Origin of the sequence: Thiorhodovibrio litoralis (assembly GCF_033954455.1) — a bacterium.
Lineage (GTDB): Bacteria > Pseudomonadota > Gammaproteobacteria > Chromatiales > Chromatiaceae > Thiorhodovibrio > Thiorhodovibrio litoralis.
The window spans coordinates 2,757,524-2,781,447 of sequence record NZ_CP121473.1; the positions used below are offsets into that span (position 1 = coordinate 2,757,524).

The 23,924-nt window shown below is 61.6% G+C and carries 19 protein-coding genes and 1 tRNA gene; 9 read left to right on the top strand and 11 right to left on the bottom strand.

Translation table 11 applies throughout. The annotated features are described in order from the left end of the window. Positions 1-216 precede the first annotated feature (216 nt). From Thiosp_RS12285 to Thiosp_RS12300, 4 genes are all read left to right on the top strand, one after another. Positions 217-936 carry a uracil-DNA glycosylase gene (locus tag Thiosp_RS12285; RefSeq protein WP_201068245.1) on the top strand — a complete coding sequence of 240 codons (720 nt, stop codon included), beginning with the start codon at positions 217-219 and terminating at the stop codon, positions 934-936. A 109-nt stretch (positions 937-1,045) separates the two neighbouring features. Next, positions 1,046-2,866 carry an excinuclease ABC subunit UvrC gene (gene uvrC, locus Thiosp_RS12290; RefSeq protein WP_201068246.1) on the top strand — a complete coding sequence of 607 codons (1,821 nt, stop codon included), beginning with the start codon at positions 1,046-1,048 and terminating at the stop codon, positions 2,864-2,866. A 177-nt stretch (positions 2,867-3,043) separates the two neighbouring features. Next, the gene (pgsA, locus tag Thiosp_RS12295; RefSeq protein WP_201068247.1) at positions 3,044-3,610 is read left to right on the top strand and encodes a CDP-diacylglycerol--glycerol-3-phosphate 3-phosphatidyltransferase; all 567 of its coding nucleotides are present in this window, start codon (positions 3,044-3,046) and stop codon (positions 3,608-3,610) included. 65 nt (positions 3,611-3,675) lie between these two features. Beyond that, positions 3,676-3,751: transfer RNA gene (locus Thiosp_RS12300), tRNA-Gly, on the top strand. Between the two features lie 146 nt (positions 3,752-3,897). Here Thiosp_RS12300 and Thiosp_RS12305 read toward each other — a convergent pair. Both Thiosp_RS12305 and cysC read right to left on the bottom strand, forming a co-directional pair. Next, positions 3,898-4,413 carry a metallophosphoesterase family protein gene (locus tag Thiosp_RS12305; RefSeq protein WP_201068248.1) on the bottom strand — a complete coding sequence of 172 codons (516 nt, stop codon included), beginning with the start codon at positions 4,411-4,413 and terminating at the stop codon, positions 3,898-3,900. Between the two features lie 51 nt (positions 4,414-4,464). Next, positions 4,465-5,139, bottom strand: coding sequence for an adenylyl-sulfate kinase (gene cysC, locus Thiosp_RS12310; RefSeq protein ID WP_201068249.1), 675 nt, complete (start codon positions 5,137-5,139; stop codon positions 4,465-4,467). A 290-nt stretch (positions 5,140-5,429) separates the two neighbouring features. Here cysC and Thiosp_RS12315 point away from each other — a divergent pair, with 290 nt between their 5' ends. Then, positions 5,430-8,846, top strand: coding sequence for a S8 family serine peptidase (locus Thiosp_RS12315; RefSeq protein WP_201068250.1), 3,417 nt, complete (start codon positions 5,430-5,432; stop codon positions 8,844-8,846). An 85-nt stretch (positions 8,847-8,931) separates the two neighbouring features. Here Thiosp_RS12315 and wecB read toward each other — a convergent pair whose 3' ends face one another. The 5 genes from wecB to Thiosp_RS12340 all read right to left on the bottom strand — a co-directional run bounded on the left by wecB (position 8,932) and on the right by Thiosp_RS12340 (position 13,343). Next, entirely contained in the window at positions 8,932-9,984 is a 1,053-nt protein-coding gene (gene wecB, locus Thiosp_RS12320) for a non-hydrolyzing UDP-N-acetylglucosamine 2-epimerase (RefSeq protein WP_201068267.1), read from the bottom strand. Positions 9,985-10,163: 179 nt separating this feature from the next. Then, positions 10,164-10,850, bottom strand: coding sequence for a phosphatase PAP2 family protein (locus Thiosp_RS12325; RefSeq protein WP_323696446.1), 687 nt, complete (start codon positions 10,848-10,850; stop codon positions 10,164-10,166). Positions 10,851-10,900: 50 nt separating this feature from the next. Then, the gene (locus Thiosp_RS12330; protein ID WP_201068251.1) at positions 10,901-11,053 is read right to left on the bottom strand and encodes a DUF5989 family protein; all 153 of its coding nucleotides are present in this window, start codon (positions 11,051-11,053) and stop codon (positions 10,901-10,903) included. After that, positions 11,053-11,457 (bottom strand): SxtJ family membrane protein, encoded by a 405-nt coding sequence (locus Thiosp_RS12335; protein ID WP_201068252.1) that lies wholly within the window; start codon positions 11,455-11,457, stop codon positions 11,053-11,055. The genes Thiosp_RS12330 and Thiosp_RS12335 overlap by 1 nt, the downstream gene beginning before the upstream one ends. Positions 11,458-11,471: 14 nt before the next feature. Then, a complete protein-coding gene (locus tag Thiosp_RS12340) occupies positions 11,472-13,343 on the bottom strand; it encodes a carbamoyltransferase family protein (RefSeq protein WP_201068253.1) in 1,872 nt (623 codons plus the stop codon). 171 nt (positions 13,344-13,514) lie between these two features. On the opposite strand from Thiosp_RS12340, the gene Thiosp_RS12345 reads away from it, so the two are divergent. After that, positions 13,515-14,612 (top strand): SGNH/GDSL hydrolase family protein, encoded by a 1,098-nt coding sequence (locus Thiosp_RS12345; RefSeq protein ID WP_201068254.1) that lies wholly within the window; start codon positions 13,515-13,517, stop codon positions 14,610-14,612. Here Thiosp_RS12345 and Thiosp_RS12350 read toward each other — a convergent pair. The 4 genes from Thiosp_RS12350 to asnB form a co-directional block, all read right to left on the bottom strand. Then, on the bottom strand, positions 14,571-15,854 hold the full coding sequence (locus Thiosp_RS12350; RefSeq protein ID WP_242518816.1) for an O-antigen ligase family protein: 1,284 nt from the start codon (positions 15,852-15,854) through the stop codon (positions 14,571-14,573). The genes Thiosp_RS12345 and Thiosp_RS12350 overlap by 42 nt on opposite strands. A gap of 116 nt (positions 15,855-15,970) precedes the next feature. Continuing rightward, the gene (locus tag Thiosp_RS12355) at positions 15,971-17,320 is read right to left on the bottom strand and encodes a capsular polysaccharide export protein, LipB/KpsS family (RefSeq protein ID WP_242518813.1); all 1,350 of its coding nucleotides are present in this window, start codon (positions 17,318-17,320) and stop codon (positions 15,971-15,973) included. Next, positions 17,320-18,438, bottom strand: coding sequence for a glycosyltransferase (locus Thiosp_RS12360; protein ID WP_201068256.1), 1,119 nt, complete (start codon positions 18,436-18,438; stop codon positions 17,320-17,322). Before Thiosp_RS12360 ends, Thiosp_RS12355 begins: the two co-directional genes overlap by 1 nt. After that, complete coding sequence (gene asnB, locus Thiosp_RS12365; protein ID WP_201068257.1) at positions 18,435-20,261, bottom strand: asparagine synthase (glutamine-hydrolyzing); 1,827 nt, start codon at positions 20,259-20,261, stop codon at positions 18,435-18,437. Before asnB ends, Thiosp_RS12360 begins: the two co-directional genes overlap by 4 nt. Positions 20,262-20,325: 64 nt before the next feature. On the opposite strand from asnB, the gene Thiosp_RS12370 reads away from it, so the two are divergent. From Thiosp_RS12370 to Thiosp_RS12380, 3 genes are all read left to right on the top strand, one after another. Then, complete coding sequence (locus tag Thiosp_RS12370) at positions 20,326-21,492, top strand: glycosyltransferase family 9 protein (protein ID WP_201068258.1); 1,167 nt, start codon at positions 20,326-20,328, stop codon at positions 21,490-21,492. Continuing rightward, entirely contained in the window at positions 21,489-22,655 is a 1,167-nt protein-coding gene (locus tag Thiosp_RS12375) for a glycosyltransferase (protein WP_242518814.1), read from the top strand. Before Thiosp_RS12370 ends, Thiosp_RS12375 begins: the two co-directional genes overlap by 4 nt. Positions 22,656-22,808: 153 nt before the next feature. Then, positions 22,809-23,894 (top strand): glycosyltransferase, encoded by a 1,086-nt coding sequence (locus Thiosp_RS12380; RefSeq protein ID WP_201068259.1) that lies wholly within the window; start codon positions 22,809-22,811, stop codon positions 23,892-23,894. Positions 23,895-23,924 lie beyond the last annotated feature (30 nt).

Here is a 23,924-nt window from a genome sequence, read left to right on the forward strand (position 1 = left end):
TCGGCGGGCAGGGGGGGTGGGTAGACTGAGTAGCGAGCGCGGTGGAAGAGCAATCTCGGATTGCAGGCTATCATAGGCGCCTTGAAGAGTTTGACCTGCAGCCGGGTGTGCGCCATGACGATGATGGCCTCCGCGCCGCTCCGCCAAAGCTTGCGTGTCCCAACCGATGCTCGATTCTGACCTGATTCTGTTGCCGATTCTGAATGGAAGACTGCCATGTTTGCGCCCGTGACCTTTGACCCCAGCTGTCGGACTTGCGCGCGCCTGGCCGATTTCCTCGACAGCGTGCGGGCCGAGCATCCTGACTACCATGCCGCCCCGGTGCCGCCTTTTGGCGATCCGAATGCGCGCCTGCTGATCGTCGGGCTGGCCCCTGGTATGCACGGTGCTAACCGCAGCGGCCGGCCTTTCACGGGTGATTATGCTGGCATTCTGCTCTATGCCAGCTTGCATCGGCACGGCTTCGGCAGTCGCGCGGAGTCGGTTAGCGCTGACGATGGGCTGAAGCTCCGCAACTGCCGAATCACCAATGCGGTCAAATGCCTGCCGCCGGCTAACAAGCCGCTGCCGGCGGAGATGCACGCCTGCAATCGCTATCTGGGGGCCGAGTTAGCCGGGCTGCCGGCCGGCGCCGTGGTGCTGGCGCTGGGTCAGATCGCGCACCGGGCGGTGCTCCTGGGGTGCGGGCTCAAGCAGTCTGCGCTCAAGTTCGCGCATGGCGCGGAGCATGAACTGCCCGGCGGACTGCGGCTGGTGGATTCCTATCATTGCAGCCGCTACAACACCCAGACGCGGCGGTTAACCGAGGCGATGTTCGATCAGGTGATGGCGCGCTGCCGCATGCTGGTCGACCAGGCCGGCCCGAGGGCTAGCGCGGCTGCTGAGCCTGAGCCTGGTCCTGATCCAGATCCGGTAACTGGCGCCGGGATGGCCTGAAGGCAGTCGATAACACCGGAGCGGCAGCGAATCGCACCGAGGACATGAGCGAAAATCGCACCAATGACAGACCTGATCGCAGCGGAGCAGGTGGCTGCGGGAGCAGGCCATGCTGAGCGATGCGTCCCGCCGCGCGTTGCTTGCGCGCATCCCGACTCAGCCCGGTGTCTATCGCATGCTCGATGCCGAAGGCGGCGTGCTCTATGTCGGCAAGGCCAAGGAGCTCAAGCGGCGCGTCAGTAGTTATTTCAGCCGCTCGCTGAACCATCGCTTGCAGGTAATGGTGGCGCAGATCGCCGATGTTGCGGTCACGGTCACCCGCACTGAGGGCGAGGCGCTGCTGCTCGAGGCGGACCTGATCAAATCCCATCAGCCGCGCTTTAATGTGCTGCTGCGCGATGATAAAAGCTATCCGTTCATTTATCTGAGCACCCAGGACCGCTTTCCGCGCCTGGCCTTTTATCGCGGCTCGCGCAAGACCAAGGGGCGTTACTTCGGGCCTTATCCCAGCGCCTCGGCGGTGCGCGAGACGCTGCAGCTGTTGCAGAAAATCTTCCCGGTGCGTCAGTGCCGCGATACCTTTTTTCGCAATCGCTCGCGGCCCTGTCTGCAGTATCAGATCAAGCGCTGCACCGGGCCCTGTGTCGGGCTGGTCAGCGAGCAGGATTATGGCGAGGATGTGGCGCGGACCATTAAGTTCCTCGACGGGCGCACCAATGAAGTCATCCGCGAGCTCGGCGAGCGCATGGACGAAGCGGCCGATGCGCTGGAGTTTGAACGCGCCGCGGTGCTGCGCGATCAGATCGCCACCCTCAGGCGCATCCAGCAGCGCCAGTATGTGACGGCTGGCGGTGGTGATCTCGATATCCTGGCCCATGCCAGCGAGGGCGGGCTGCATTGCGTGCAGGTGTTTTTCATCCGCGCCGGACACAACCTGGGAAACAAGAGCTTTTTCCCCAAGGCACCAGCGGAGGCGACGCCTGGGACCGTCATGGCGGGCTTTCTGACCCAGTTCTATGCCGACAAGCCGATTCCACCGGAACTGCTGGTGAGCCAGGCGCCGGAAGAGCTGGAGTTTCTCGAAAGCGCCTTCGCCGAGCGTGCCGGGCGCAAGGTGGCTATTAGCTATCGGTTGCGCGGTGAGCGCGCCCAGTGGCTGAAAATGGCGCAAAGCAATGCCGACCTGTCGCTGCAGTCGCGCCTAGGCAGTCGCGCCGGCTACAGCCAGCGGCTCGAGGCGCTGCGCGATCTGCTGGGGCTCGACGAACTGCCCGCGCGCATGGAATGCTTCGACATCAGCCACACCCAGGGCGAGCTGACGGTGGCCTCCTGCGTGGTGTTTGACGGCGAGGGGCCGCGCAAGTCGGATTATCGCCGCTTTAACATTGAGGGCATCGCCCCCGGCGACGACTATGCCGCCATGGCGCAGGCGCTCGAGCGGCGCTACAAACGCATCAAGGCCGGCGAGGTGCCGGTGCCGGATTTGCTCTTCATCGATGGCGGGCGCGGACAGCTCAACGCCGCGATCGGTATTCTCGAAGAACTCGGCATCCATGACGTGCGCCTAGTCGGCGTGGCCAAGGGGCCGGACCGCAAGGCGGGCGCCGAGCAACTGTGGCAGCCGCACCAGCGCCATGCGCTGATTGCCCCAGCGGATTCGCCCGCGATGCATCTGGTGCAGCAGATTCGCGACGAGGCGCATCGCTTCGCCATCACCGGCCATCGTCAGCGCCGCGACAAGGCCAGACGCACCTCAGTGCTGGAAGACATCGCCGGCGTCGGCCCCAAACGCCGCGCTAATCTGCTCAAGGCCTTTGGCGGCATCCGCGGCCTGCGCAGTGCCAGCGCCGAAGACATCGCCCGAGTCGACGGTATCAGCAGCGCGCTTGCCGAGCAGATTCACCAGGCCGTCAATCAGGATTCCGCCTGATGCAGGCAGGGGCTGACAGGGGCCAAGAGCCGCCAAGGCGAGGGAAAACACTCATGACTGCGAAATGCGGTTTTTAGCCGGATCCTTGTGCGCATACTATAACTAAGCAAGGGGGAGAGGTTTCGGTGCGGTCCGCGCCCGTCGCTCGACCCATGGATGACCAAGAGGCGTTTTAGCATGCTCAATATTCCGAATCTGCTGACCCTGCTGCGGATTCTGCTGATCCCGGTGTTTATGGTGATCTTCTACCTGCCGGTGCCCTGGGCGCGGCCGGTCTGCGCACTGGTGTTCGGTGCCGCGGCCCTGACCGACCTGCTCGACGGCTACCTGGCGCGACGCTGGAATCAGACCTCGCCGCTCGGCGCCTTTCTCGACCCAGTCGCCGACAAGCTCATGGTCGCCATCGCCCTGGTGCTGCTGGTGCAAGCCGATCCGCGTGCTCTGCTGGCACTGCCGGCGGCCGTCATCATCGGTCGTGAGATCACCGTCTCCGCGCTGCGCGAATGGATGGCGGAAATCGGCAGCCGTGCCAAGGTGGCTGTCTCCATGGCCGGCAAGCTCAAGACCACCGCGCAGATGATCGCCATCTTTTTGCTGATCATCGATGGGCCGATGCTCGGCCTGCCGATCGAGCCAATCGGCATGGCGCTGCTCTACCTGGCCGCCATCCTGACGCTGTGGTCCATGGTGCTCTACATCCGCGCCGCCTGGCCAAGCCTGATGGGGCATCCACCTGAGGCCTGAGGCCTGAGTCAAATTTCCAATCCTTGACAGACGCCGTGCACCGGCTATAATGTCGCGCTTCCGAAGCGGGAATAGCTCAGTTGGTAGAGCACAACCTTGCCAAGGTTGGGGTCGCGAGTTCGAGTCTCGTTTCCCGCTCCAAATTCAAAGATTAAGGGCTGCCTTTCGGTGGCCCTTTTCTTTTGTGTCGCGTTTTGTGTCACGATTTCCCGTTTTTTGCTTAACTCACCCTTAACTCACCGATTTTGAGTAAGTATTTGGGTAGGGCAGGCGCGAGATCAGTGCTCTCAGCGCTCAAGCTCCTGCAGCTCAAATACCATGTCGTCCAGATCGGCAAAAATCCAGGTTGCCGCTGGCGCACCCAGTCCGGCCACGGTGCCCGGATTGACCAGCCAGCTCTTGCCGCCCTTGACCGTGTCAAGGCAGCGGATCTCCGGTTCGTGGCTATGGCCGCAACAGACTAGGTCGTAATCTCCAGCACAGGCGAACGCCTCGCCGATATGGGGATAATGGGTCATGAAGATGCGACGACCGTGCAGCTTTAGGTCGGCATCGTTGCCGTGGTATTGAAGCTGGCCGTCCGATCGGCACGCCAGTCGCGAAATGGAGACGGGATCGCCGAGATTGTTGCCGTGGATGACATGGATGGGCAAATCCAGCTTAAGCGACGCCAACAGGGTGTTGGTGCCGATCAGGTCGCCGCAGTGCAACACGCACTCGGCACCGCGCGTCTTGGCATCTGCGATGGCGGTCGCCAGCATGGGACCGCGATCATGGCTGTCGGAGACGATGCAGATTTTCATGGCTTCACCAATGCCGCGGCCAGGTTGGAGGAGGGCAACCGGCGCCGGCTTTTAGCGCTGTGGGCCAGCAGCCGGCAGGATGGCGCGACTAACAAGGTAGTCAATCACGTCGCCTGCCAGCGCTTCGGGCGTGCGCTCGCCGTTGGCGTGAATCACCAATTCCGGCGCCTCTGGCGCCTCGTAGGGGTCGTCGATCCCGGTGAAATGCTTGATCTCGCCGGCGCGGGCTTTCTTGTACAGGCCTTTGGGGTCGCGCGCTTCGCAGATCGCCAGCGATGTATCGACGAAGACTTCGATGAAATCCTCCTCGCGCATGCTCTTTCTGACCCGATCGCGGTCGATGCGGTAGGGACTGATAAAGGCTGTCAGTGCGATGAGTCCGGCCTCGCAAAAGAGCTGCGCCACCGCTCCGATGCGGCGGATATTTTCTTCGCGATCGATCGCCGTGAAACCCAGTCCGAAGCGCTCGGCGAATTCATCGCCGTGCGTCTCGCGCAGCATGCTAGTCCCGGCGTTCAATGAGTGGCGAACATTGTCCCCATCGAGCACCGCCGTGCGCGCTCCGCGCTGACTCAGCATGTGGTCGAGTACGTTGGCCAGGGTGCTCTTTCCGGAGCCGCTTAGTCCGGTAAACCAGAGCACACAGCCGCGATGCCCATTCAGGCGCTCGCGATCCTCACGGGAGACACGATGCTCGTGCCAGGTCACATTGGTGTCGTTGGTCATACAGAAAACCAGAAGTTAGGAATCATTGGGATCGATCAGTCCGCTTCACGCCGGTGTCCGCGCTTCGCCCACCATTACTATTTGAGCCTTCCGCAGACAAAAGCTGACAGCAATCGGCAATAATAAATAGAAGAGCGTAATCTTTCCAGTTGGCTGTGCTCGGCTGCCAATGATCGTCAATAATTGCCCCGGCGTGTGCCGTGATGGCCGGCACACATCGGCAAGTCTGACTATCGTGATATGTTCGCCAGCTCTTAGCCGCAAGCGACTATTTATAAAGGACTATCCTTATGACTTATCGTCCTGCTCGAAAAAAGCTGTCCACGGCAACCGTACTGCTGCGAGTTGGCATCAGCATGCTCGGCCTGTTCCTGGCAACCGACGTTATCCCTGCTGAGGCTCCGGCTGTTTCGCACCGGCTGATCGTGGAACTTGAGCAGCCGGGCTTGGCACTCTGGAGCAAGCTTCGGGGGCTTGACGACCCCGAGACCGGGCGGCTAAGGCTCGATACCAGCCGCTCTAGAGAGCATCTCAGGCAGGTGGAGCAGGAACAGCAGCAATTTCGCACAGCGCTGAAACGGGTTCTGCCCGGTGCTCGTATCGACACCTATATAAACGAGGAGGGCCTTAGCCGGGAGAGCCGCTTCCAGCTGCTGCTGAATGCCGTGGTGATTGATCCGGGAACGAGAGACAGAAAAAGTGCTAGCAAGCAGCTTGCAATGTTACCGGGTGTGAAACGGGTCCACCGCGATTACGCGTATTATCCAACACTCTATGCCGGTGTGCCGCTGGTGGGTGCAGACGAACTGTGGTGGCACCCGCTTATCGGGTCGCAGTCTCTTGCAGGTAAGGGCATCAAGGTCGCATCCGTGGACGCTGGGATTCACCATGAGGCGCCCATGTTCGACGGCACCGGTTTTGCCTATCCGCCGCTGTTTCCGCCTGGTGGGCTGGGCCATACCGAAAACAACAACGGCAAGATCATCTCCTCGCGGGCCTATTTCCGTTCATGGGACCCGCCCGCTGTGGGCGACGAAAACCCTTGGCCCGGTGAGAACGGTAGCTCGCATGGCGTGCACACTGCCGGAATCATGGCTGGCAATCCGGTCGAGGCGGATTATCTGGGGAAGACTATTTCGATCAGCGGCGTGGCGCCGGCAGCTTGGGTCATGAGTTACCGGGTAGGTTACCCGTCGGTGAACAGTAATGAGGAATTTTACACCGTTGAGCTTATTGCTGCGCTCGAGGATGTGGTTGCTGACGGTGCCGACGTGGTTAATAACTCCTGGGGCGACGGACCCGTGTCGCTGGGTGGCAAGGACGATGCGCTTGATGCTGCGTTGATCGGGGCGGCCGAGGCCGGAGTATTTGTGGTGATGGCGGCTGGTAACAGCGGTCCAGGAGGCGGCACCACCGAGCATCCGTCCGATCAGTATATGGTCGTGGGTGCAACGACCACCGATGGCACCTACTCTGCCGGCTTTGCCGACGTGGGTACCGACTGCCCGGTCGACGCCGTGCTGCAGGATTTGCGGTTCGCTACCGCATTGTTCGGCCCCGAACTCGAGCAGGGGATCGCATACTCGTATTCGCGCGTGACGGCCGCGTCGGTTGACAATGGCAATGACGATGGCTGCGCGCCTTTTCCAGAACACTCAATGCAGGGCGCTGCCGTTCTGATCAGACGCGGCGACTGCGCCTTTGGTGAAAAGGTGCTCAATGCGCAGGCGGCCGGGGCGGAGCTTGCAGTGATTTACAATAATTCCGGTGATGAAGAGGACATTCAGGACATGACCTGCGATGCAGAAATCTGTCCGGCTGGCAGTGTCACCATTCCGTCCATATTCATCTCGCTGCCGGCAGGGGAGGCGCTCGGAGCGCTGGCCGTTAACTGCCCGGATGATCTCGGGATCACGCTCGACATGAATGCGCGTCAGATCGGCAATACGCCAGATGTGGCCATCGATTTCAGCAGTCGCGGCCCGAGCCTAGGTGCGCGACTAAAACCCGATATCGCCGCGCCGGGCGTCAACATTCTCTCCCAGGGCTATGCCGACGGCGCTACCGGCGAGGACCGCCACCTGGGCTTCGGGCAGATCTCGGGCACCTCCATGGCGGCGCCCTTCGTTGCTGGCGCCGCGGCGCTGCTGCGACAGATGTACCCTCGGTGGCCGAACAGCTACATCAAATCAGCTCTGATGACCACTGCAGAGTATCGCTCCATTCTGAATTGGGACGATAGTGCCGCTCAGCCGCTCGATGTCGGGGCCGGGCGCATCAACCTGCCGGCTGCGGCCGATCCGGGCGTCATCATCAATCCGCCCAGTGTGAGCTTCGGTCTTCTAAGGGACGGCGACACCGCAACTCTGGAGATCAAAGTGCGAAATATTTCAGCACGCAAGGAGACCTACAGGGTTTCGAGCCTGTTTACCGGACAGGGAATCGACAATGCCACCGATATGCCCGGTATCTCGCTGAGTGCGGATGAGATCACACTCGCTCCGCTGGCCTCTGCCGTGGTAACGGTCAGCTTCAATTCGTTATTGTCTGGAGGTTTGGGCGACCATCAGGGCTACCTGGTGCTCAGCGGTAACCAGGGGCACAGCGCTCACATGCCGGTTTGGGCCCGCGTTATGCCGCTCCCAACCGAGAAGATTCTGATTATCGACAACGATTTTAGCGGCATGTTTCCGGACGATTTCAGCGACTACCGGACATATTATACCGATGCTCTCGACGCGCTCGGATATGACTATGCGGTGCTGGATGTCGATGCGGCGGCCGGTGGTCTTACCACGCTGCCGAGCGCCGCCGAACTCGGGGGCTACCGGGCAATTATCTATTTTTCGGGTGATAACGCCTCTCCAGACGGTTCATTTGCGATGCCCTCAGCGCTGACCACGCAGGATATGGACCGGCTGGCGGAGTATGCGGGCAGCGGCGGCGCGATCATCGCCATGGGGCAGGATTTGTCCTACATCATGAACGGAGCCTTCCTTTACAGGTATGTGCTTGGCGGTGACAGGCTGCAGGACAGCGTGACCGCCGAAGCCCTGCCGCAGTTGCCGGTTGTTCCAGTGTTTGGCGTGCCGGCGGGATTTCACGGGATCAGCATCGATCTTGGTGCCGGTGGCGATGGGGCGGCCAATCAGCTGTCTATCGATGAGCTCGCCGAAATGGGTCCGATGGATGATCAATTCGGCCTTTCCAGCCCGTTACTGCGATATCCCGGCGATCACACCGTTGCCGAGGGCATCGTGGCCAAACTCAGCCGGCAGCAGCCAACCCTGGAATCGCCTGGTCTAACCTGGCTTGGCCGTGCGGCCTATACCGCCTTTGGGCTCGAAGGAGTCAACAGCGACCACGGCACCACCCGCGCGGAACTGCTGGGGCTGCTGCTCGACTGGGCTTTCGACGAACCTTCGGTCAGCCTCCAAAACACCACGTCTGAAAATGCCAGCGGGCTTTCCATGTTTGAGGCCGTCCTGACTGCCGATACTCAAGCGGCAGCAACCGCCATGCAATATCGCTGGGACTTCGGGGACGGGTCGGCAATCGTGACGGCAACAGACAACATGAGCTCGCACGTCTACACGAAGCCGGGAACCTATAGGGTGCGGGTGGAGGCGACTGACGGACTTGGCAATCATGCCATCGGTAGCCTTCCGGTTAGGATCCGGCGGCAGGATTTGCAAGGGCATCGGTGAAAGAGAGCGCAGGTGCAAAGAGGGCACAATGCCCGGGGCTGAACACTAGCTCGCACATCTGCTGAGATATTTCCGTCTGTTTCGGTTATGGTCGACCGTCAACCAACGTCTTGGCGATTTTCCAACCGGCATCGCCATCCCCAAAGAGGAGCGGGGCTCCAACAGGCGATGCTGCCAACACCTGCTCAATTGCCGTCTGGATTGCCTGTGTTTTGGCGCCTGCCAGCACCGCTGCGCCAGCCTCCACCAGCTCGACCCACTCAGTCTCCTCCCGCAGGGTCACGCAGGGGACCCGATAGAAAAACGCCTCTTTTTGCACCCCACCGGAATCCGTTGCAATGACTGCCGCATGCCGTTCCAGCATCACCATGTCCAGATAGCCGAGCGGCTCGGTCACGGTGAGCGAGGTCGCGATCTGGTCCATAAGCGCAACATGTATCAGTGCATCTCGAGTGCGCGGATGCAGCGGCAGCACGACCGGGCGCATCTTTGCCTCCTGCATCAACCCGCGCATGACGTCGCTCAGGCGATCCGGGTTATCGGTATTTTCAGCACGATGAACCGTGGCCAAAATGTATTCACCCGATGTCAGACCAAGACTGGCCAATATGGTGCTGATGCGCTCGGCCTTGGCAGCATAGAAGAGTGCCGCATCGTACATCACATCGCCCACGGGTCGGATTCGGGTCTCTGGAATCCCCTCAGCCCGCAGATTGGCCACGGCAGTTTCGGTTGGCGTGAACAGCAGATCGGCGGCATGATCCGTCAGCACCCGGTTGATTTCCTCGGGCATGCGCCGATTGAAGGAGCGTAAGCCGGCCTCGACATGGGCGACCGGGAGATGGAGTTTGACCGCCGCCAGGGCACCCGCGAGCGTGGAGTCGGTATCGCCATAGACCAACACCCAGTCTGGCTGCTCCGCAATCAAGACTGTTTCGATAGCCTCGATCATCCGACCGGTATTCTGACCATGGGTGCCAGCGCCGATTCCGAGATGATGATCCGGGCGCGGGATCTCCAGTTCATCAAAAAAAACATCGCTCATGTTGGCATCGAAATGCTGGCCGGTATGGATGAGCACTTCGAGCGCGTCGGGACAATGCTCACGCAGGGCACGCGAGACAACGGCGGCTTTAATAAACTGCGGGCGGGCATGTAACTACTTTACGCGTCGGCAAACGGTTGCTCGGAACTGCCCACGCGGTTGATCCAACGCCTTTCCCAGGCAATCGAACAAGTGCACCCTGGGCGAAGTTTCCGTCGCCATAATCCTGAGCGGCGCAAGGCGAGATTTTATATTCCGTGCAACTGGGTGGTCTAAAGTTGACGGCGATGGCGTTGGGCTCGGATCATAAAGTAGCCAATCCAAACAAAAAAAGCCGATGCGATCACATCGCTGAGAAAATGCCCGCCGCTCGCGATGCGGATAAATCCAATGGCTAAGGCATAGCCGAGTGCGAGCGCGAACCAAATGCTGCGCGCCGAGGCAAGCTCGGCCGCGACCACGACAATAAAAAATGCTGCGGCCGCGTGCCCGGAACTGAAAGAGCCGCCTTGTTCGGGAGAGGGGATAAAGGCCGGCGTGAAAATCTGGCTCCCGCCGAAATCGGTCAGATTGATCGGCCGTGCGCGCCCGAGGTTCTCCTTTAAGCCTTGATTGACTAATAAGCCTGGCACCAGCACTAGGAGCGCGATCAGCAATGCGAGCTGGCGCCCGCTTGGCCCCTGTCGGCTGCGGCCCTTGCTTGCCCGCCTGCGTCCGCGCCACCAAGCGGCGATCAAGCCAATGACCACCGCCACTAGCACCACGTCGAGCGAGTAATACAGCAGTCGTTCCCACCAGAGCCCATTGATCCAAAAGCCGGCTTTCGAGTCAAAAAAAACACTCGAGACAGCAACATCGAGTTGCGGAAAGGCCAGGAAAATATCCGCAAAGGCAAAGAAGGCGATCCAAAGCCAGAGCGGAGCGCCGAGCAGACGCTGTTGCTGTCTGTTACTGATCACAGCTTAGCTTTCAGTTTCGGGTCGGAATCCCTAGTCGATTGGGTGTGGCATCAAAACAGGGTGTAAATGAAAGGCGCTACCGCCGAGCCTTGCGCAAGCACGATGAGCGCGCCAAGCAGCAGCATGACGATGATAATGGGTGCCAGCCAGTACTTCTTGCGCTCGCGCATGAAGCCCCACAGGTCTTTAAGCAAGTCGAGCATTAGTAAGGTTTCTCCAGAGAATCAATGGATGCGGGTGTGCTGGGACAGCGGTAGCTGGCCGCGCGCGGATCGCGGCGGCGCTGCATCGGGTCCTTTGCGAACACGCGCATCAGCAAACCTGCGGGGACGAATATGACGAAGTAGACCAGCCCAAGAATCAGCGGTGAGGTGATGCGGTTGAGCAACAGCCCGAAATGCATCCAGCCGCGATAGACTGGCCGCAGACTGCGCGGTGCGATCAGTCCCCACAGGGACAGCACGGCGGCGATGATCCAGGGCCACAGCGGCCAGCCGTGACCAATGAGCCAGGGCAGAATCAGCCCGAAGAGCACGGCAACGATGGCGCTGGTGGTCAGCGCAAACTGGCGCAGACCGCGCGCGTCCAGCTCAGGAATCGAATGCATGGTAACGGCTCCCGTCAGTCCAGTTCGAATTCCTGCTGCCAGGCATCATCGCGCGCGGGTGCGGGCTGTTGCGACTTGGCGAGCAGGCAGTTTTCCAGCACCAGATAATCCATCTCGGTGCGCATGAAGCAACGATAGGCATCGGCCGGGGAGCCGACAATTGGCTCACCGCGCACATTAAAAGACGTATTGACCAGCAAGGGCACGCCTGTGCGCGCGGCAAAGGCTTCGATCAGCTGATGGAACCTGGGGTTGGTCTCACGCTGCACCGTCTGGATGCGCGCGGAATAGTCGACATGGGTGACGGCCGGCACCTGCGAGCGCGCGATCTTGAGCTTGTCGATACCAAACAGCGCCTGCTCGGTCTCGCTCATGGTAATGCGCTTATCGGCCGTTACCGGCGCGACCATCAGCATGTAGGGGCTTTCGCTGTCATGCTCGAACCACTCGCCGACCTTCTCGGCGAGCACCGCCGGGGCAAAGGGGCGGAAGGACTCGCGATACTTGATTTTCAGATTCATCACCGACTGCATTGTCGGGTTGCGCGGATCGCCGATGATCGAGCGGCCGCCGAGCGCACGCGGGCCGAACTCCATGCGTCCCTGAAACCAGCCGAGGATTTTCCCGTCGGCGAGCAGGGCTGCCAGGCGTGGCATCAAAACATCGTCATCGAGGCGTTCATAGGGTGCGTCGCAGTCACGCAAAAAGGCCTCGATCTCGGCATTGCTGAAGCGCGGCCCCAGATAGGCTCCCTGCATGCGGTCTTGGACAGCGCCAGTATCGGCTACATCGCGACGGTCCGTCCCCCGCGGCTGATCCAGATACTGATGCCAAACCGCCAGCGCCGCGCCCAATGCGCCGCCGGCATCGCCCGCAGCGGGCTGAATCCAGATGGCCGCAAAGGGTCCTTCGCGCTGCAGTCGCCCATTGGCAACACAGTTCAGCGCCACGCCACCAGCCAGGCACAGTTGGTCTGTTTTTAATTCCCTGTGCAGGGTGTCGGCGAGACGCAGCACGACCTCCTCAGTCACCACCTGCACAGAAGCGGCTAAGTCCATCTCGCGTTGTGTTACCGGCGACTCGGGCTTGCGCGGCGGGCCGCCGAACAGTCGCGCGAAGCGGCGGTTGGTCATGGTCAAGCCGTTGGCGTAATTGAAATAGCGCATGTCCATGCGAAAGCTGCCATCGTCCTTGATGTCGATCAGATGATCGCGGATCAAGTCCGCATAACGGGGCTGGCCATAGGGCGCGAGACCCATCAACTTATACTCGCCGGAATTGACCTTAAAGCCGGCAAAATACGTGAAGGCCGAATACAGCAGCCCGAGCGAATGCGGGAAGCGGATCTCCCACTGCGGCGTCAGCCGGTTGCTCTCGCCGAGCCAGACCGTGGTGGTGGCCCACTCGCCGACGCCGTCCAGGCATAGTACCGCGGCGTGCTCGAATGGGCTCGGAAAGAAGGCCGAAGCCGCATGCGCCTGATGGTGCTCGGTAAACAGCAGCGGCGGCAGTTGCTCTCGGGTGCAGTCCCCGAGCGCGGCCAACTCGCGCTTGAGCAGGTCCTTGAGAAACAGCTTCTCCTTCAGCCATACCGGCATCGCGGTGATAAAGGAGCGCAGCCCGCGCGGAGCATAGGCGAGATAGGTCTCGAGCAGGCGCTCGAACTTCACTAGGGGCTTGTCGTAGAAAACCACCTGGTCAAGTTCGGCGAGAGCGATGCCGGCTTCATCCAGGCAATAGCGGACGGCATCGCTCGGGAAGGCGGCATCGTGCTTCTTGCGCGAGAAGCGCTCCTGCTGCGCCGCGGCCAGCACCATGCCATCCCGCACCAGAGCAGCGGCACTGTCGTGATAATATGCAGAAATACCAAGAATATTGACGGGCATGAGTGGCGTGCAGGGGTTCTTAGCGTCGGGTGCGGGTTAAACACGGCAGTATAACCAAGATCGGCTCGGTTGATGCGAGCATGCAGCCCGCTAGGGACAAAGTGCGGTGCCAGGTGCAGTGAGCCGAGTTCAGAATCAACCGGCCGCAACTATGAGGTTTGAGAACAACCGATGTCGAGCAAAATGCGACGCGCTTCGCTGGTCGTTCTGTGGCTAATTTTTGTGTTCGTTCTGCTGCAGTTCGCGGGCTTCTTGTTTTACAGCCTGGATGTCAGCAAACCGGTCAGCGGCTATGGTTATCCCGCCGGGCTCGAGCAGCCTCATCCAACGCTCGGCTACCACTATCAGCCCAACTTCTCAGGCTTTTTCAAAGGCAGCGCTTACCAACACATCCCGATTCGCACCAATGCGCAAGGATTTCGCGATCGCGATTTCGCGCCGCTGCCTAACGAAGGGGTGCGTGTCGCCGTGCTTGGTGACTCGGTTGTGTTCGGCTCCGGGGTCGCTGCGGAGGAACGCTTTACCGAGTGCCTCAACCAGATGGAATCGCCCGCTGGGCAGCAGGCGCGCTTCCTTAATCTGGGTGTTCATGCCTATAGCTTCGGGCACTACCTGACCTTGGCGCAAGAGGACTTCTTGGGTGCGGACCCGGACGCGGTGTTGCTCGGCATTACGTTGAATGATTTCGCACCAATGGACGGCGTGGGACCGGCGCGGCGGATGCGTCGCCATGCCGAGGAGCTTCACAAACCGACCTGGATCGCCCGGGTGCAGGAGCGGCTGGGGCGAACCTATGCGGCGCGCTTCCTCGATGAGATCGACACCCGCCTGCGTTACGCCTTGCTCAATTCCAATGAGCGTGAGGAATATCATACGGAATGGATGCGCACTGTGGTCGACGCATGGAAGCAGGATGCCAATCGCTCCCGCTTCACGGCGCGGCTTGATGACTTTAGCGCACTCGCCAAGGAGCAGTCCCTGCCCCTGGCCTTTGTCCTCTTCCCTGAGTTGAATGACCTGCGCGATCCGGAGACCTTCGATAGCCCGCGCCAGCAGGTGCGCGACATTCTCGACGCCAGAGGCTTGCCTTACTGCGATCCCTACGATGACTTCGCCCAAGCTGCGCAACTCGATGCGCTCTTTCTCGCCCACGACAGTGTGCATTACACACCCGCCGGTCACCAGTTGCTTTGTCAGGCAATCGAACGTTGCCTGACATCGGGAGCGTTACAGGAATTCCCGCAGACGACTTCCATTGCCATCCGCTGACGTTGTCGCCAGGGCAAAAAACACCATCGCCAGGTAAAAGACAAAAGCTGACATGAAGTGCGCGTAAAGCTCGAGCGTGGCACTCAGCGGGAAGGCCGCCAGAATTAATGCAATGCCCCAAGGTACCGCGTCGTACGCTTGACGTCGTAGCAGCCAAATGACCATGCCGATGACTAACAAGTGGAAGATTGCAAAACCGATGACACCGATGGTTCCGGTTTCGGCAGCAACCTCAAGCAGGAACAGATGCGGCTGGCCGCGGGTGAGCTCGTCCTCGGGAGCGTAATCCGGGTAAGAGTGTTTATAACTCTTGACGCCAATTCCGTTGATGGGGTTAGCTTCGTACATGCGCATTGCCCCTACCCAATGTGGCAGTCGATCGCTAAGCGCGACATTGATTTGCGCATAATCACCGGAGAACAGACCGTCAACCTGCACAATCCGCTCTTTGAGCCAGTCGGTCTGCGCCACCGCTAGCGATGCGACGACCGCCATTACAGCGAGTGAAAGTGCCCCCCAGCGCAACGCCTTGCGCAGTCCCATGGCCCAGAGCACGACGGAATAGGACAGAATGGAGAGCAATAGGAGCACCCATGCGACACGGGTACCGCCGTAGAGGATGACGAGAAGGTAGGGAAAGAGTAGGAGCACCAGCGGCCTCTTCCAGGAGCCAAAGCGCAGCACGGCGTGAAAGAAAACCGGCGACATGATAGCGAGCACCAGAGTGACTCGTGTGCCCATCATGCCGGTAATGCGTTGTCCCTCAAAGGGCGCCTGACCAAAAAAGTTGACCCCAGTAATGAGCTGAAACACGGTGTCCGCAGTCCATAGCAGCAGGACAGCAAAAGCCCCGCCGAGCAACGCGCGTGCCCCCTCATGGCGGGCATAGGCGTGCATCCAAATGTAAGCGGCCAGTAAATACATCAGGTAACGGGCCGCGGCCACGGCTGATACGCCCAAAGATTCGCTATCGGGAATGGACAACAGCATCGGCAGCCACAGGCAGGCAAAAACGGCGCTGAACCACAAGAAACCCTTCTCGGTTGGCGATGGGCGCTGGCGAACGAGGATGAAAAGGCCGCCCAATGCTAAGGCTGCGAAGAAAAAGCGAAATAATTCGCCGATCGAAAAGAATAGTAGCAGCAAGGTTACGGCAGCAATTGGCCACAAGGTCTCAAAACGCGATGGAACCGAATCCGATTGCGTCTCAAGCGGTTTTTTTATCATCGTGCGGAATGGCATTTTCACAGCGATTATTCGATCATCCGCAGGGCAGAGTGGCAGACATCCGGTTCATCTGATCCTGAACGTAAAGGTAAGCCTCGGCTGGTGCGTCTCATCATCAAGGAGTCGCCACCTCAATGCGCCATCCCAAGCGTCTCGATCAGGCGTTCACAGAAATGACGCTTGGACGCATGGGAATAATCGTTGGGGTGTGCCCGTGATAACGCCTCGAAATAAAGAAAAGCGAGATACCGCCGAGTGATCTCGGGATCAGGGGGGGACTTGAGTGCCCGGCGCAACACATCGCTCAGCTGATCACGCGCTGTCACGAGATGCACTAAGCCCTCAAAACCGTATAACGCACGTCCAAGCACTACCACCGGCCGGTTGAAGATCATGGCTTCGACGCCGACCGTCGAATTGACGGTCACCACCGCCTCGGCAGCGGGCAACAAGGCTCTGATGTCGCCCCCATCAAGCCAAAGAACGTCCTGAAAGCGGCGAATCACAGGATCATAGTCGGTTTTGCGTCGATCCGCCGGGTGTAATTTAACAACCAGCCGGACCTCGGGGGCAACCAGAGAAAGTGCGTCCACCAAGCCCGCAATGATCTCATCGAGCCTGTTGCCATAGAGCGGAGAATGCACGGTCAGTTGGCTGTCCTGGCGAACCTGAAGCGGAAATAGCACATAGCGACCCGGCAGTGGCGGTGGCGTCTTGGGGATCAGCCGGTTGATGCGGGGTCGCGGCTGACGCGTGCGCCAATCGATAAGCGCTTGCTCCAGGTAGGCGAGGGGCGAGGCGCGCAGCTCGCGTGGGCGCTGCGCCGCAGGTGTGAAGGCTTTGTCGCCACGATAATGCTGAAGCACGCCACCAAGGGTTGCATTCTCGCTCTCGGACCATTGAAGCGGCAGTATCTGTTCAAGACTTGTGTGGGCCGGACCAAAGGAGGAGTCTGCGTTGACACCCTGCGGATCGATTTGCATGGTCCCGGGTAGGTAGCCATTCTCTCCATAGGCCACAGGGAGACCCTGGCGACTGGCAATCTGCGCGGCGAGGCTTGCGGCGAGTCCGGAGCCATTCCAGCAAAACAGACCATCAGGAGCTGTTCGGTCGAGAAAGTCCTGCAACGCGCCGAGCAGCGCGCGGTAATCAGCGCTCGCGCTCCTCACGGCTTCCCGATCACTCGGCAAGCGCAAGCCGGCGACAAGTGCCTCGCGGTCGATGTCAATGTCCGGCGCCGCTCGGCGGCTTTCTGCCTCGGGTGTCGATGCATTGGCCCAGATGCGATGCGGCCAGATGCGACTTGCCCAGAGACTGCGCTGGGGGGCCAGCGGATAGCCGCACTGGCGCAAGATGCTCCTTGGTTTTGGTCGCAGCGCAAAAAAAACCGGGCGAATGTCGGCAGGGAGCTCTGTGAGTGCGGCACACAGGTAAGGTGTCAAGCGCATCCCGGGATCGATGAAAGCGATGGTTTTGGGCATCAGTCAGCTCGCGGAGGCAGGCCTAGCTCGCGCAGGTAAGCATCGGTCGCTGCCTCGATCTCGAACGGGCGAGCGGCGGTTTGCAAGTGCTCTCGCGGGAATGGCTGATCTAGGGTTTCCGCCATGGCCTGAGCGAGCGCCGCATGGTCCCCGACGGGGACCAGGGGGCCAAAGCGCCCCTGTGCGAGGATCTCACTGGGACCGCTCGGGCAATCGGTCGAAACAACCGGAGTGCCGAGCGCCAGTGTCTCGATGAGAACAAAGCCAAGTCCCTCCCAACGCGAGCTAAAGGCGAACAAGTTTGCGTGGGCCATGTATGCATAGGGATCGGGGACGAACCCGGGAAGCGCGAAGTCTTCCGCCACCCCCAAGGTTCTGGCAAGCTCAAGCAGCGGCTCGCGCGCACTGCCACGTCCAAGAATCATCAGGCGGCAGGGGCGCTCCTTGCGCAGACAAGCGAAGGCGCGCACCAGGGTCGGAAAATCCTTGCGCCCGCAAAGTTCGCCAGCGCTCAGAATAAGGGGTATGTCCCGCGTTGCGAACCAGGGGTGCTCCGGTTGCGCCAGTTGCGCATGAAACAAGCGGGCAGGGACAACCGGAGAAGGCACAACCGCAATCTGCTCTCGCGCCAACCCGGTGAAGCGCGCCATATCCTCGGCAGCGCCCTCGCTCACGGTGATGACTTTGTCAGCGAAAGGATAAAGCCGACCGATCGAGTTGCGCTGAATCCAGCGCTCGAGCGCGCCGCGGGAAGCCAGATCGACCGACAGGGTGGTGCCGGACCTGAACACCAGGCGGGTGGGCACCCGGGCAAGAAAACGCGCCAGCAGCGCGGTGCGATTGACCCGATCCTTGTCGGATAGCATCACAGCGGGTCGTGCGCGGCGCAGGTAGCGGACAACCGCCGGCAAACAGGCATAGGTGTGTCGTGAGCCGAGATCGATGATCTCAACGCCCGGCGGCAGTGGGTCCAGGTCGGGGCCGTGGCGACGGACCTTGAGCAGGTCGACCCGGAAGCCGCGCCGGGCAAAGGCGGGAACCAGATGCCTGGCCAGCCGATCAACGCCGCTGTGCCCGGAGGTCGAGAAAAAACAGGCGATGCGCCTTGCGTCGGTCATGGTGAGGGGCTGATCCAGTCGAGCAGATTGTCCTCGGGCAATGGCTTGCTCCCTGGCTGCTCGACGAACAACTGGTGCCAGATGGCAATCTGCATGAGCCCAAAGAGCTCACGCGTGCCGCCGCGCCCAGCTTGGCGGGCGGCCACCAGGGCAGGAATTGCGCTGGTGTCAAACCAGTCCCAGATGCTGCGATTGGCCACCAGCCGGTGACCGATTTGTTCGGCAAGCTCCCCTGTGAGCCAGTCACCCATGGGAACGTGAAACCCGCGCTTTGGGCTTTGTAAATGACCGGCGGGCAGCAGGGGCTCGGCCCAGCGCTTGAGTAGCCACTTTCCGTCGCGGCCCCTTGCCTTGAGCCCGTCGGGCAGCGACAGACCCAGTTCAACCAGACGATGATCAAGGAAGGGGACGCGCCCTTCAAGCCCAAAGGCCATCAGCATCCGGTCGGTCTTGACCAGAAGGTTATCTGGCAGGGCTGTGAGGATGTCCGTGTACTGCCGGCGCTTCATATCGCTCCAGCCGGCGGGTGTTTCTTGCCAGGCATCCAGAAAGGGCTCGCGGTCGCCCATGGCTTGCCTTAGCTCACTGCCAAACAGCGATCTCACCCAGCGCCCGCTCCACTGGCTGCGGGTGCGAAAACCGCCACTGCCTGGGTGCAGCGCGGCTTTGAGCCAGCGTTCGGCCAGCGGGGGACGGTAGCGACGATAGCCTGCGAACACCTCGTCGCCGCCCTCGCCAGAGAAGACCACCTTGAGCTCAGCGCCGGCCTGTTGCGCCAGGATGGAGGTGGGCAGGCAGGCGTAGTCCCGCATTAACTCGTCGGCCGCCCAGACGCTGTGGGGAATGCGGCGGATCAGGGACTCGCGGTCCAGACGCAGAACCTGATGCTCGGTCGCGAAGTGGGACGCGATGCGTTGCGCCGCGTCTATCTCGTCGCTCATCTCGGTGTCACGAAAGCCCACCGAATAAGTCTTGAGTCCGTGCGCCCCGAGTTTGTCGAGCATGGCGGTGAGCACGGCAGAATCCGTGCCGCCGGAGAGAAAAACACCAAAGGGCACATCCGAGCGCATGTGCTCGCGCATGGCGTCTGTCATCATGGCGTCGAGCTCTTCGGTGGCCTCCTCGGCGGACAGCTCTCGCGGCTCCACCTCCAGCGGCGACCAGTAGCGGTGATGCGCGACCTGACACTTCTCATCGATCACCAGCGCCTCGCCCGGCAGCACGCGCTGGATGCCGCGCACGCATGTGCGTCGGCCCGCGCTAAACTGGTGCAACAGGAAGCGGCGCAGCGCAGTCGCGTCCAGCGCCGGCGCCTGCGGGATGATGGACAGCAGCGCCTTGATCTCCGAGGCGAAGGCGATCCGATCAGCGAGCCGGACATAAAACAAAGGCTTGATGCCCAGGCGATCGCGGGCCAGAATCAGGCGTTTGCGTCTGGCATCATGCAGGGCGAAGGCATACATGCCGCGCAGCTGGATGAGCATGTCCAGGCCGTGCACTGCATAGGCATGCATAATGGTTTCTGAGTCCGAGCTCGTGCGCGCTGTACGGCCTTGTTGGCGCAAAGCGGCGTTGAGCTCGAGGTAGTTGTAAACCTCGCCGTTGGCGACCAGCGCATAGCCGTCAGCAGGAGACAGCATCGGCTGATGTCCGGTCTCCAGACCGATGATCGACAGCCGCGTTTGCGCCAGCGCCAGCGGGCCGTCGAGATGGACTCCCTGATCGTCCGGCCCGCGGTGGGCCAGGGCGCGCATCATCCGGTTGATGTCCTCCTGTTCGGCGCGCCGTCCCGTCTGCAGCTGAAAACCGGCTATACCGCACATGCCTCGTCCTCGCGATGGGAAAAGCCACCCAAGAACTCGGCGCAGAGACTGGATGTATACCTGAATGACATCGGATTTTGGCCCAGAACGAGCCGAAATCTCAACCCTAAAGAAGGAGCCACACGGGATTAACACGAACATCGGCGGGGCCGAACCACGCCGCATTCTTATCGTGCGCCTCAGCGCGATCGGAGACATCGTCTTTGCCTCGCCGCTCATTGATGCCTTCCGCGTGGCTTACCCCAGAGCCCATCTTGCCTGGCTGGTGCAGCCAAGCTGCGCGCCTTTGCTCGCGCATCACCCCGGATTGGATGCGGTCATCGAATGGCCCCAGCCGCGCTTGCGTGCATTGGTGGCCGAGCGGCGTTTTGGCGACTTGATGCGAGAATTGCGTCGCCTGGGCCGGGAGCTGCGCGCTCAGCGCTTCGATTTGGCAGTGGACCTGCAAGGCCTGCTCAAGAGCGCGCTGCCGACGCGTCTGACCGGGGCACCGGTGCGTATTGGTCTGGACTCCCGCGAGGGCAGCCGACTGTTGATGACCCGCGTGATCCGCTCGCCGCGCGATGACCGGCGCATTGGGTCCGAGTACCGCGCGCTGGCCGAGTCACTTGCGCTGCCAGCGGGCGACTTCAGAATGCGGATCGAGCCCGGTGCCGAGGCGCGCCGCCAGGCCGCGCAGATGATCGAGCAGGCGGGGCTCGGTGAAGGATTTGCGGTCCTTTGCCCCTTTACGACCCGCCCGCAGAAGCATTGGTTCGAGGAACGCTGGGCAGCACTTGCCGCGCGGCTGAGCCGACCGGTCGCGGATGGCGGGCTCGGGCTGCAGGTCCGACTGCTAGGTGCTCCAGACGATCGTCCGGCGGCTGAGCGCATCGCCCGGTTGGCCGGCAGCGCATTGGATGTCTGGGTCGGCAAGACGAGTCTGCCCCAGGCCATGGCGCTGATCGAATGCGCTTCCGTGCTGATTGGTGTTGACACAGGGTTGAGCCACATGGGCATAGCCGCGCGGACTTCGACCCTGTTATTGTTCGGCTCGACCCGGCCGTATCTGGACGCCGGTCGGGCTGACGCACAAGTGCTCTACCATGCACGCGAGTGCTCGCCCTGCCGCCGTCGTCCAACCTGCGACGGGCGCTTCGACTGCATGCGCGCGATCGAGGTCGATCAGGTGCTTGCAGCTGCCGTGACCTTGGTCGATCGGCATAGGCAAGGCAAAACAGGTTCGGCATGATGCAAAATCGCCCACTCAAAGTGCTGCACGTCGAAGGCGGCGCGCGCCTATACGGCGGTGCCTTGCAGGTGCTTTATCTGCTGCAGGGTCTGGCCGTGCGCGGCATCGACAATGTGCTCGTCTGCCGACCTGAGTGCGCGCTTGCCACCCAAGCCGAGCCTTTCGCCGAAGTCGCGTGCATGCCGATGCATGGCGATACCGACCTGTTGCTGATCCCGCGCCTGCATCGGCTGATCGCCCGCACGCGGCCGGATATTCTGCACCTGCACAGCCGCATCGGTGCCGATGTGATGGGCGGGATCGCTGGGCGCCTGGCGGGCGTGCCCGTGGTGCATACGCGTCGCGTCGACAATTCCGAGCCGCGCGCGCTGGCGGCGTTCAAGTATCGGCTGCATGATCGCGTCATTGCCATTTCCGCCGGCATTGCTGAGGTGCTGCGATCCGCCCGGGTACCGGACTCCAAACTGCGTCTGGTGCGCAGCGCCGTGGATGCTCAGCCCTACGCGCATCCCTGCGACCGCGACAATTTTGCGGCGCAGCTTGGCCTCAGGCCGGTCGACCCGGTGATTCCGGAGGATCACCCCGTGGGATTCACGGCCAGCAGCCGGGACGCGAGTATCGATCCGCTGATTGGTGTGGTTGCCCAGCTGATCCCGCGCAAGGGCCATGCCGTGCTGCTTGATGCCTTGCCAAGACTGCTCGAGCGCTGGCCTGGGCTCCAAGTGATTGTTTTCGGACGCGGCCGGGAAGAGCCCGCGCTGCGCAATCAGATCGCCGGCCTGGGACTTGAGCCCCATGTGCACCTGGCGGGATTTCGCGACGACCTCGACCGCCTGTTACCCTGCCTGGATCTGCTAGTGCATCCCGCCCTGATGGAAGGGCTTGGTGTCTCTCTGCTGCAGGCGGCGGCGGCCGGTGTGCCGGTGGTGGCAAGCCGTGTCGGCGGAATCCCCGAGGCGGTGCGCGATGGCGAAACCGGCTTGCTGGTCCCTCCGGGCGACGTCGCGGCGCTTGCAGCCGCCATCGCACGTCTGCTGGGCGACGCAGAGCTGCGCGCGCGTTTCGGCACCGCCGGGCGCGCGCGCATGCGCGCTGAGTTCTCGCTCGACGCCATGGTCGAAGGCAACCTCGCGGTCTATCGCGAGCTGTTGCAAGGGGCATAAATGGACAATGCAAGCCAGCACGGGATGCAGGTCATCGGGAAAGCATCTCTGGGATGCTGGAGCGGGTTATCGAACCGGGCATCGGACCGGTTGAAGGGCAGGGCAGAGCTTGGGGAGACAAGAAAACGCATGGAGCCGAGCAAGGGTTGACGCATGGACTGGCCAGCAAGCCTGCAGTTGATCGGCAGCAAGGAGCTTGGCGGGGCCGAGCGCTGGTTTCACCGCTTTGCCCAAGCCTTGGCCAACGAAGGGGCGCGGGCCGTGCTCGGTATCCGTCGGGGCAGCGCGCTGGAGACGCTCGACTATCACGGTCTTCCGGTCGCGGCCCTGCCATTTCTCACCGTCTGGGACCCGCTCTCGCGCGCAGCCATCTCTCGGCTGATCCGTCGCCGAGAAGTGCCGCTGGTGCAGACCTACATGGGCCGGGCTACCCGCTTGACGCGCCTCGGGCGCGCGGAGCGCTCAACCGCCGTGCATGTCGCCCGACTCGGCGGCTACTACAAGCTCTCGCCTTATCGCCATGCTCACGCCTGGATCGGCAACACCCGCGGGCTGTGCGACTGGATGATCGTCCAGGGTTTGCCAGCGGAGCGGGTCCACCACATTTACAATTTTGCCGAGCGGGCTCGCCCGCGTCCGGATGCCGAAATGGCAAGGCTGCGCGAAAGGCTCGCCCTCGGCGATGCTTGGCTGCTAGTCGCGCTGGGACGCTTCGTGCCGGTCAAGGGACACCAATACCTGCTGCAGGCGCTGAGCCAACTGCCGGCCGAGATCGATCAGCGCCCCTGGGTGCTGCTGATGGTCGGCGATGGCCCACTGCGACCAGCACTGGAGCAGCAAGCGCGTGACAACAACCTGATGCCACACCTGCGCTGGTGCGGTTGGCAGGCTGATCCGACAGCCTATCTGCAGCTGGCGGACCTAGTGGTGTTTCCGTCCCTGGAGCAGGAAACCCTCGGCAATGTCATCCTGGAGGCTTGGGCCTGGCAGCGCCCGCTTGTGAGTGCGAGCTTTCGTGGCGCGCGCGAGTTGATTCATCCCGGTGAAGACGCCCTCACAGTGCCCTGCGCGGACGCGGAGGCCCTGGCCGAAGCGATCAAGACCCTGCTGAGTGATACACAACTGCGCACTAGCCTGGTCAACGAAGGCGCTCGCCGGGTGCGGGCGGAATTCAGTCAGACGGCGGTCATGGCGCAGTATCGCGCACTTTATCTGGCATTGCTCGAGCGTTCGCTATGATGCCAAAGCCAGAGCATCCCCGATGAAATA

Coding starts and splice junctions, on each gene's coding strand:
- Thiosp_RS12285 (WP_201068245.1), top strand. CDS start 217: ATGTTTGCGCCCGTGACCTTTGACCCCAGCTGTCGGACTTGCGCGCGC.
- uvrC (WP_201068246.1), top strand. CDS start 1,046: ATGCTGAGCGATGCGTCCCGCCGCGCGTTGCTTGCGCGCATCCCGACT.
- pgsA (WP_201068247.1), top strand. CDS start 3,044: ATGCTCAATATTCCGAATCTGCTGACCCTGCTGCGGATTCTGCTGATC.
- Thiosp_RS12305 (WP_201068248.1), bottom strand. CDS start 4,413: ATGAAAATCTGCATCGTCTCCGACAGCCATGATCGCGGTCCCATGCTG.
- cysC (WP_201068249.1), bottom strand. CDS start 5,139: ATGACCAACGACACCAATGTGACCTGGCACGAGCATCGTGTCTCCCGT.
- Thiosp_RS12315 (WP_201068250.1), top strand. CDS start 5,430: ATGACTTATCGTCCTGCTCGAAAAAAGCTGTCCACGGCAACCGTACTG.
- Thiosp_RS12330 (WP_201068251.1), bottom strand. CDS start 11,053: ATGCTCGACTTGCTTAAAGACCTGTGGGGCTTCATGCGCGAGCGCAAG.
- Thiosp_RS12335 (WP_201068252.1), bottom strand. CDS start 11,457: ATGCATTCGATTCCTGAGCTGGACGCGCGCGGTCTGCGCCAGTTTGCG.
- Thiosp_RS12340 (WP_201068253.1), bottom strand. CDS start 13,343: ATGCCCGTCAATATTCTTGGTATTTCTGCATATTATCACGACAGTGCC.
- Thiosp_RS12345 (WP_201068254.1), top strand. CDS start 13,515: ATGTCGAGCAAAATGCGACGCGCTTCGCTGGTCGTTCTGTGGCTAATT.
- Thiosp_RS12350 (WP_242518816.1), bottom strand. CDS start 15,854: ATGCCATTCCGCACGATGATAAAAAAACCGCTTGAGACGCAATCGGAT.
- Thiosp_RS12355 (WP_242518813.1), bottom strand. CDS start 17,320: ATGCCCAAAACCATCGCTTTCATCGATCCCGGGATGCGCTTGACACCT.
- Thiosp_RS12360 (WP_201068256.1), bottom strand. CDS start 18,438: ATGACCGACGCAAGGCGCATCGCCTGTTTTTTCTCGACCTCCGGGCAC.
- asnB (WP_201068257.1), bottom strand. CDS start 20,261: ATGTGCGGTATAGCCGGTTTTCAGCTGCAGACGGGACGGCGCGCCGAA.
- Thiosp_RS12370 (WP_201068258.1), top strand. CDS start 20,326: ATGACATCGGATTTTGGCCCAGAACGAGCCGAAATCTCAACCCTAAAG.
- Thiosp_RS12375 (WP_242518814.1), top strand. CDS start 21,489: ATGATGCAAAATCGCCCACTCAAAGTGCTGCACGTCGAAGGCGGCGCG.
- Thiosp_RS12380 (WP_201068259.1), top strand. CDS start 22,809: ATGGACTGGCCAGCAAGCCTGCAGTTGATCGGCAGCAAGGAGCTTGGC.